Annotated in this window: 6 protein-coding genes; 5 read left to right on the top strand and 1 reads right to left on the bottom strand. The window is 71.3% G+C overall.

Annotated elements, in window-relative coordinates:
* Positions 1 to 364 precede the first annotated feature (364 nt).
* The 5 genes from ACJA3G_RS28390 to ACJA3G_RS28370 all read left to right on the top strand — a co-directional run bounded on the left by ACJA3G_RS28390 (position 365) and on the right by ACJA3G_RS28370 (position 4,148).
* Positions 365 to 1,180 carry a phosphatase gene (locus ACJA3G_RS28390; protein WP_406555893.1) on the top strand — a complete coding sequence of 272 codons (816 nt, stop codon included), beginning with the start codon at positions 365 to 367 and terminating at the stop codon, positions 1,178 to 1,180.
* 128 nt (positions 1,181 to 1,308) lie between these two features.
* A complete protein-coding gene (locus ACJA3G_RS28385; protein WP_344078925.1) occupies positions 1,309 to 1,518 on the top strand; it encodes a helix-turn-helix domain-containing protein in 210 nt (69 codons plus the stop codon).
* Positions 1,519 to 1,627: 109 nt separating this feature from the next.
* On the top strand, positions 1,628 to 1,726 hold the full coding sequence (locus ACJA3G_RS28380) for a 30S ribosomal protein bS22 (RefSeq protein ID WP_003948845.1): 99 nt from the start codon (positions 1,628 to 1,630) through the stop codon (positions 1,724 to 1,726).
* A gap of 239 nt (positions 1,727 to 1,965) precedes the next feature.
* Positions 1,966 to 3,048, top strand: a complete 1,083-nt coding sequence (locus ACJA3G_RS28375) for an NAD-dependent epimerase/dehydratase family protein (RefSeq protein ID WP_406555892.1) — start codon at positions 1,966 to 1,968, stop codon at positions 3,046 to 3,048.
* 14 nt (positions 3,049 to 3,062) lie between these two features.
* Positions 3,063 to 4,148: a lysophospholipid acyltransferase family protein gene (locus ACJA3G_RS28370; protein ID WP_406555891.1), complete on the top strand. Its 1,086-nt coding sequence runs from the start codon at positions 3,063 to 3,065 to the stop codon at positions 4,146 to 4,148.
* A 91-nt stretch (positions 4,149 to 4,239) separates the two neighbouring features.
* Here ACJA3G_RS28370 and ACJA3G_RS28365 read toward each other — a convergent pair whose 3' ends face one another.
* Entirely contained in the window at positions 4,240 to 5,424 is a 1,185-nt protein-coding gene (locus ACJA3G_RS28365; protein WP_406555890.1) for a DUF5667 domain-containing protein, read from the bottom strand.
* Positions 5,425 to 5,666 lie beyond the last annotated feature (242 nt).

Here is a 5,666-nt window from a genome sequence, read left to right as displayed (position 1 = left end):
GGGGGTGTGGGGTGCGGTGGTCTGCCGGTGGTCTCCGGTGGTCTGCCGGGGGTTGCGCCCCCGGGCCCCCTGGGCTTGGGCCTGCGGCCCCTGTGCCTCGGTCAGTGGTGACCTGCGGGGCGGTGGGGGGCTGGTCGCGCAGTTCCCCGCGCCCCTTGTGGGCCCGGTGKTTGTCTGCGGGTTGTGGTGGGTTGCTCGCGCAGTTCCCCGCGCCCCTGAAGGGGCCCGGTGTTTGTCTGCGGGTTGTGGTGGGTTCCTCGCGCGCCTGTGAGGTGGGGTCTGCGGGCGCCGGTCGGTTACGCCAACTGTGCGTTCTCCCGGTCGTTTTGGTCCGCCGTGGCGGTCCTTGCGGGAGCATCGGGGGGTGTTGAGTACCGGGGCGCTGCGGGCGCATCTGTTGGCCGCTCGGTTGGCCGGGACCGTGGCCACCTCGCGGGAGGAGAGTCTGCGCAGTTATCGGTTGTTCGCCGCCCGGGATCCGCGCGTCACGCTCGGGCTCGATCCCGCCTGGGGGTGGGGCGAGCGGGACTTACTGCGGCTGATGGCGGACAAGTGCGGGGTGAGCCCGGACCCGGCGCACGTGTCGGGGCCCGATGTGATCGACCCGGAGCGGACCCTCGCCGGGCTCGACGCGCTGGCCGCCCGTATCCATCACGTGGCCGTGCGGCGCGGAGCCGTACTCTTCGGAACCGGGCACCCGCACCGGCTGCTGGCCTTCTACGCCGCTCTCGCGGACGCTTTGTCGGCGGTCGGATGTGATGTCCTCACCCCCGCGCAGGGGAGATGTGTCGACATAACGACCCGGTTCGGGGTACGCACGTACAACCTTGACTACGTACGGGGAGTCGCGCTGGTGCGGGAACCCGGCGCGCGAGGCGCCGGGAGTGCGACCGGCGCACATACCCACTCCCCGCTGCCCGTACGGGTCGCTCTGGGGGCCGCCGCGACCCTCCGAGGGCGGCTGCCGGACCTCGTCGTGGGAGATCACGGATGGGTCTGCGGAGCAGGTCAGCTGGGTATTGAGGCGGTCGGCCTGGCCGATACGGACGATCCCGCGCTGTTCGTCGGAGAGGCCGAGGGGCGCGTGTCCGTAGTCGTTCCGCTTGATGACGCTGTGCGGTCTGATTACTACCGGCCGCTTACTCGCTATGTACTCAATCGGGCGTGTCTGTCACGGTAGGCGGCCGTTCGCAGCTCCTCTTCCCCACTCGCACCACCCGCCCCTAGTCTGGGGAGTGAGCGCACAGCGACGAAGAGTCACCGGAGGGGAAGCCGGTGCGCGTCGGGTGCGGAAGGTACAGGTGGGTCATGGCTGCTGATCAGAGGCCTCTGAACGAGGTCGTGTTCCTGACCGTGGCGGAAGTCGCCGCGGTGATGCGCGTGTCCAAGATGACCGTGTACCGCTTGGTGCACAGCGGTCATCTGCCGGCGATCCGGGTGGGACGGTCCTTCCGGGTCCCCGAACAGGCGGTGCAGGAGTACCTCCGAGAGTCCTTCGTGGGGGTGGAAACAGCCTGACGGAGTCCTCGGTTACGACCTCTCCGCTCGGGCGGGTAGGCTAGCCCCTCGTAGGTCGTGTGGGCCCAGACGCCCCGCACCGAGTGAAGAGAAGTGAGCGAGGGTAGTCGTGGGCTCTGTTATCAAGAAGCGGCGCAAGCGGATGGCTAAGAAGAAGCACCGCAAGCTGCTCAAGCGCACCCGCGTTCAGCGTCGCAACAAGAAGTAAGCGACAGCTGTACGTGAACCCGCAGCCCTTCCGCCGTCCTGGTGGGAGGGCTGTGGTGCGTTCGGCGGCGGTGTGCCCGCCCTCCTTCTCGGCCGGTCGGACGCCCGTGCCGGGCCCCTTTCGGCGGCCCTCGGGCGGAGCTGTCCCGGCCACGCGCGCGTACGCGGTCGTCCCCTCGCGACATTCAGCCGCTACGGTGGCGCCCAGGGTGCAACTCAGGCCAAAGGAAGGCGCTGATCTTGGGGAAGGTCGTGCTCGTCACCGGAGTGGCCCGGCAGCTCGGAGGCCGTCTCGTACGGCGCATCCAGCGTGATCCGGAGGTGGACCGGGTGATCGGCGTGGACGCCGTGCCGCCCGGCCACCATCTCGGCGGAGCCGATTTCGTACGGGCGGACATACGGCAGCCCGCCATCGCGCGCGTGCTGGCCGAGCACGCCGTGGACACCGTTGTGCACATGGATGTCACCGGCACACCGCTGGGGGCCGGCGGGCGGACGTCCGTGAAGGAGACGAACGTCATCGGCACCATGCAGCTGCTCGGCGCCTGCCAGAAGTCGCCGTCGGTGCGGCGGCTGGTGGTGAAGTCGAGCACCAGCGTGTACGGGTCGGCGCCGCGCGATCCGGCCGTCTTCACCGAGACGACGATGCCGAAGTCGCTGCCCAGCGGTGGCTTCGCGAAGGACGCCGTCGAGGTCGAGGGGTATGTGCGCGGCTTCGCCCGGCGCCGGCCGGACGTGGCGGTGTGCGTGCTGCGGTTCGCGAACATCCTGGGGCCGGGGGCGGATTCGCCGCTCGCGGAGTACTTCTCGCTGCCGGTGCTGCCGACCGTCCTCGGCTACGACCCGCGGCTCCAGTTCGTCCACGAGGACGACGTCATCGAGGTCCTGCGCATCGCCTCGCACGAGCCCCGGCGGGGGACGCTCAACAGCGGCACCTTCAACGTGGCCGGCGACGGCGTGCTGCTGCTCTCGCAGTGCTCGCGGCGGCTGGGCAGGCCGACCGTGCCGGTGCTGCTCCCGGCGGTGCGCTGGGTGGGTTCGGCGCTGCGCTCGGTGGGCGTCAGCGACTTCTCGCCGGAGCAGATCCGACTGCTCACCCACGGCAGGGTGGTGAGCACCGCGCAGATGCGGGAGACCCTGGGGTTCGAGCCGAAGTACTCGACGGCGGAGACGTTCGCCGACTTCGCGCGCAGCCGGGGTCCCGGGCTGCTGCCGCCGGACGCGCTGGCGAAGGCCGTGGACGGGGTGGCGGCGCTGCCCTTCCGGCCGTTCGCCGGCGGCACCGCGACGACTTCCCCCTTGTCCACTCCCGGCGCGGAATGAGGAGATCGAGCACGATGGCGGACGCCAAGGTCATTCCGTTCGACGACGACCGCTCGCGCGGTGGCGCGCAGCGCCCGGCCCGCCGCCGCTCCGGCGGCCCGCGGGGCGCGGCCCCGGACGCGCCTGCGGCCCCGGTGAGCGCTCTGCCGGGCCAGCAGGCCGTCTCCCAGGGCCCGCAGGGCGGCCAGGGCCCGCAGGAGGCCGCTGAGGCCGTCGCGCCGCAGCGGCCGGACGGTGAGGGGGTGCGCGAGCGGCCCGGTGCTCACTGGGACCGCAGGATCGCGGGCGGCCTCGCGTTCCTGCGGCGGCGGATCACCGGTGAGTACGAGGTCGACGAGTTCGGCTACGACGAGGAGCTCACCGACCAGGTCCTGATGTCGCTGCTCCGCCCCTTCCACGAGAAGTACTTCCGGGTGGAGGTGAAGGGCGTCGAGAACATCCCGGCCGAGGGCGGGGCGCTGGTCGTCGCCAACCACTCCGGGACGCTGCCGCTGGACGGGCTGATGATGCAGGTGGCGGTCCACGACCACCATCCGGCGCAGCGGCACCTGCGACTGCTGGCGGCGGACCTGGTGTTCATGCTGCCGGTCGTCAACGAGCTGGCCCGCAAGGCCGGGCACACGCTGGCCTGCGCGGAGGACGCCCAGGCGCTGCTGGAGCGCGGAGAGGTCGTCGGGGTGATGCCGGAGGGCTTCAAGGGCATCGGCAAGCCGTTCAGCGAGCGGTACAAGCTCCAGCGGTTCGGGCGGGGCGGGTTCGTGTCGACCGCGCTGCGGACCGGGACGCCGATCGTGCCGTGCTCGATCGTCGGGGCCGAGGAGATCTACCCGATGATCGGCAACGCCAAGACGCTGGCCCGGCTGCTGGGCTTCCCGTACTTCCCGATCACGCCCACGTTCCCGTGGCTGGGGCCGGCCGGTCTGGTGCCGCTGCCGACGAAGTGGACGATCCAGTTCGGTGAGCCGATCCCGACGGACGGCTATCCGCCGGAGGCGGCGGAGGACCCGATGCTGATGTTCAACCTGACGGACCAGGTGCGGGAGCAGATCCAGCACACGCTCTACAAGCTGCTGGTGCAGCGGCGGTCGGTGTTCTTCTAGCCGCGGGTCAGACCTTTTCACGGGTGGGGGATTTACGGGTGTGGGGCGCGCCTTCGTGTGAAGGCGCGCCCCACACCCGTGTCCGGTGGAGCTACTTCGCTTCCTCGCCGTCGATGCCCAGGCCCGGGAGCAGGCCGGGCAGCAGCGGGGGCAGGGTGACGTCCGGGACCGGCGGTTTGGCCGGGGTGGTGCCGGAGGTCGGCGGGGTGCTCTTGGCGGGCGGGTCGAGCAGGCCGCCGGTGTTGCCGCCGAGCAGGCCCTCGTTGGGTTTGGTGCCCGGGGTGGTGGGCTGCTGCGACTTGGTGCCGCCGCCGCTCGCCGTGCCGTGCGCCGGGGACGAGGGCGCCGGGGCCGGGCGGGACGTGTGGCTCGTCTCGCCGTGGTGCGTCGTGTCCGTACGCCCGTGGGTTCTGGTCTTGGGCGCGGGGAGCATCGAGCGCAGCGGCTCGACCTCTTGGTCTATGGCGACGAAGACGGAGGTGACCTGATCTCCGACGTCGGTGAGCTGGGCGGGCAGCTTGTCGCGCAGCCTGCTCCAGCTTTCGCGGTGTGCCGAGGCGAACGACGACAGGGCGGCCATGGGGCCGAGCGAGCCGTCCTTGGCGTACGCGGCGTGGAGGAGGCGGTGGCCTTCGGACACGTCGTGCTGCATACCGCTCAGGGCGCGGCGGACCTCGCTGAGCTGCTCGTGGTCGAGGTCGCCGGCCCGGCCGCGCTCCATGAGGCGGCGGGCCTCGCTGAGCCGGGTGGAGGCCTGGTCGAGGTAGATCCGGCCGCGGTCGGCGTCGTCGTCCGCCAGGTTGAGCTTGAGGTCCTCCATGCCGCGCTTCAGCCCGTACAGCGAGTCACCGGGGAGGGCGTCGGAGCTGGCAGCGGCCACGCCGCTGAACGCGCCCGCGGCCACACCGATGCTGAGGCCGCCCGCAGCGATGCCCTTCGACCAGCGGGAGCGGGGGCGCAATTTCCGGAGCGGGGCCGCCCGGTGGGCTCCCCGGCCGGCCCGCTGCTCGGGCACCTGAGGGTCGGCGGCGCCACCAGAAGCGAACATCTGCTCCATGGCGGCCACGAGCAGCGCCCGCTGCTCCACCTTCACCTGTGGGTCCAGCTCCGGTTTCGGCAGGTCGCCGAGGACGGTCGCCAGGGTCAACAGGTCGGCCTCCGCCGCCTGTTCGGCCTGGGCGGCCGGGGTGGCGGGTGACTGCTGGGCCGCCGAGGCTTCTTCCAGGGCCTGGGCGAAGGCGTTCGCCCGCCGGTGCGCCGATACGTTCGCGATCACTGGCGGCACCTCCTCTCGTCATCACGGTCGACTCCCCAAGGGGCCTGGAAGGTTGCACGTCTTGAGCACATCCACACGATCGAGTGAGCGGCTGTGAGCATGACGTGACCACAGGGAGCCTGCATCCGGCACAACGAGGGACGCGGCACTTGGGTTACGGACGAAGGATGATCGGACCACAGGGTGACGAGGGCAGCACCGAGTGCTCACCGGCGGTGAGCGGGGGGTGCCGGGAGGTGCGG

The sequence above is a fragment of the Streptomyces sp. YS-3 genome (genome assembly GCF_045257485.1).
In the GTDB taxonomy this organism is placed as follows: domain Bacteria; phylum Actinomycetota; class Actinomycetes; order Streptomycetales; family Streptomycetaceae; genus Streptomyces.
The sequence above is the reverse complement of the archived record's forward strand: the minus strand, read 5'-3'. Positions and strand labels throughout refer to the sequence as shown.

Bases quoted from the DNA above. Each gene is read 5' to 3' on its own strand.
- ACJA3G_RS28385 (WP_344078925.1), top strand. From the start codon at position 1,309: ATGGCTGCTGATCAGAGGCCTCTGAACGAGGTCGTGTTCCTGACCGTG.
- ACJA3G_RS28370 (WP_406555891.1), top strand. From the start codon at position 3,063: ATGGCGGACGCCAAGGTCATTCCGTTCGACGACGACCGCTCGCGCGGT.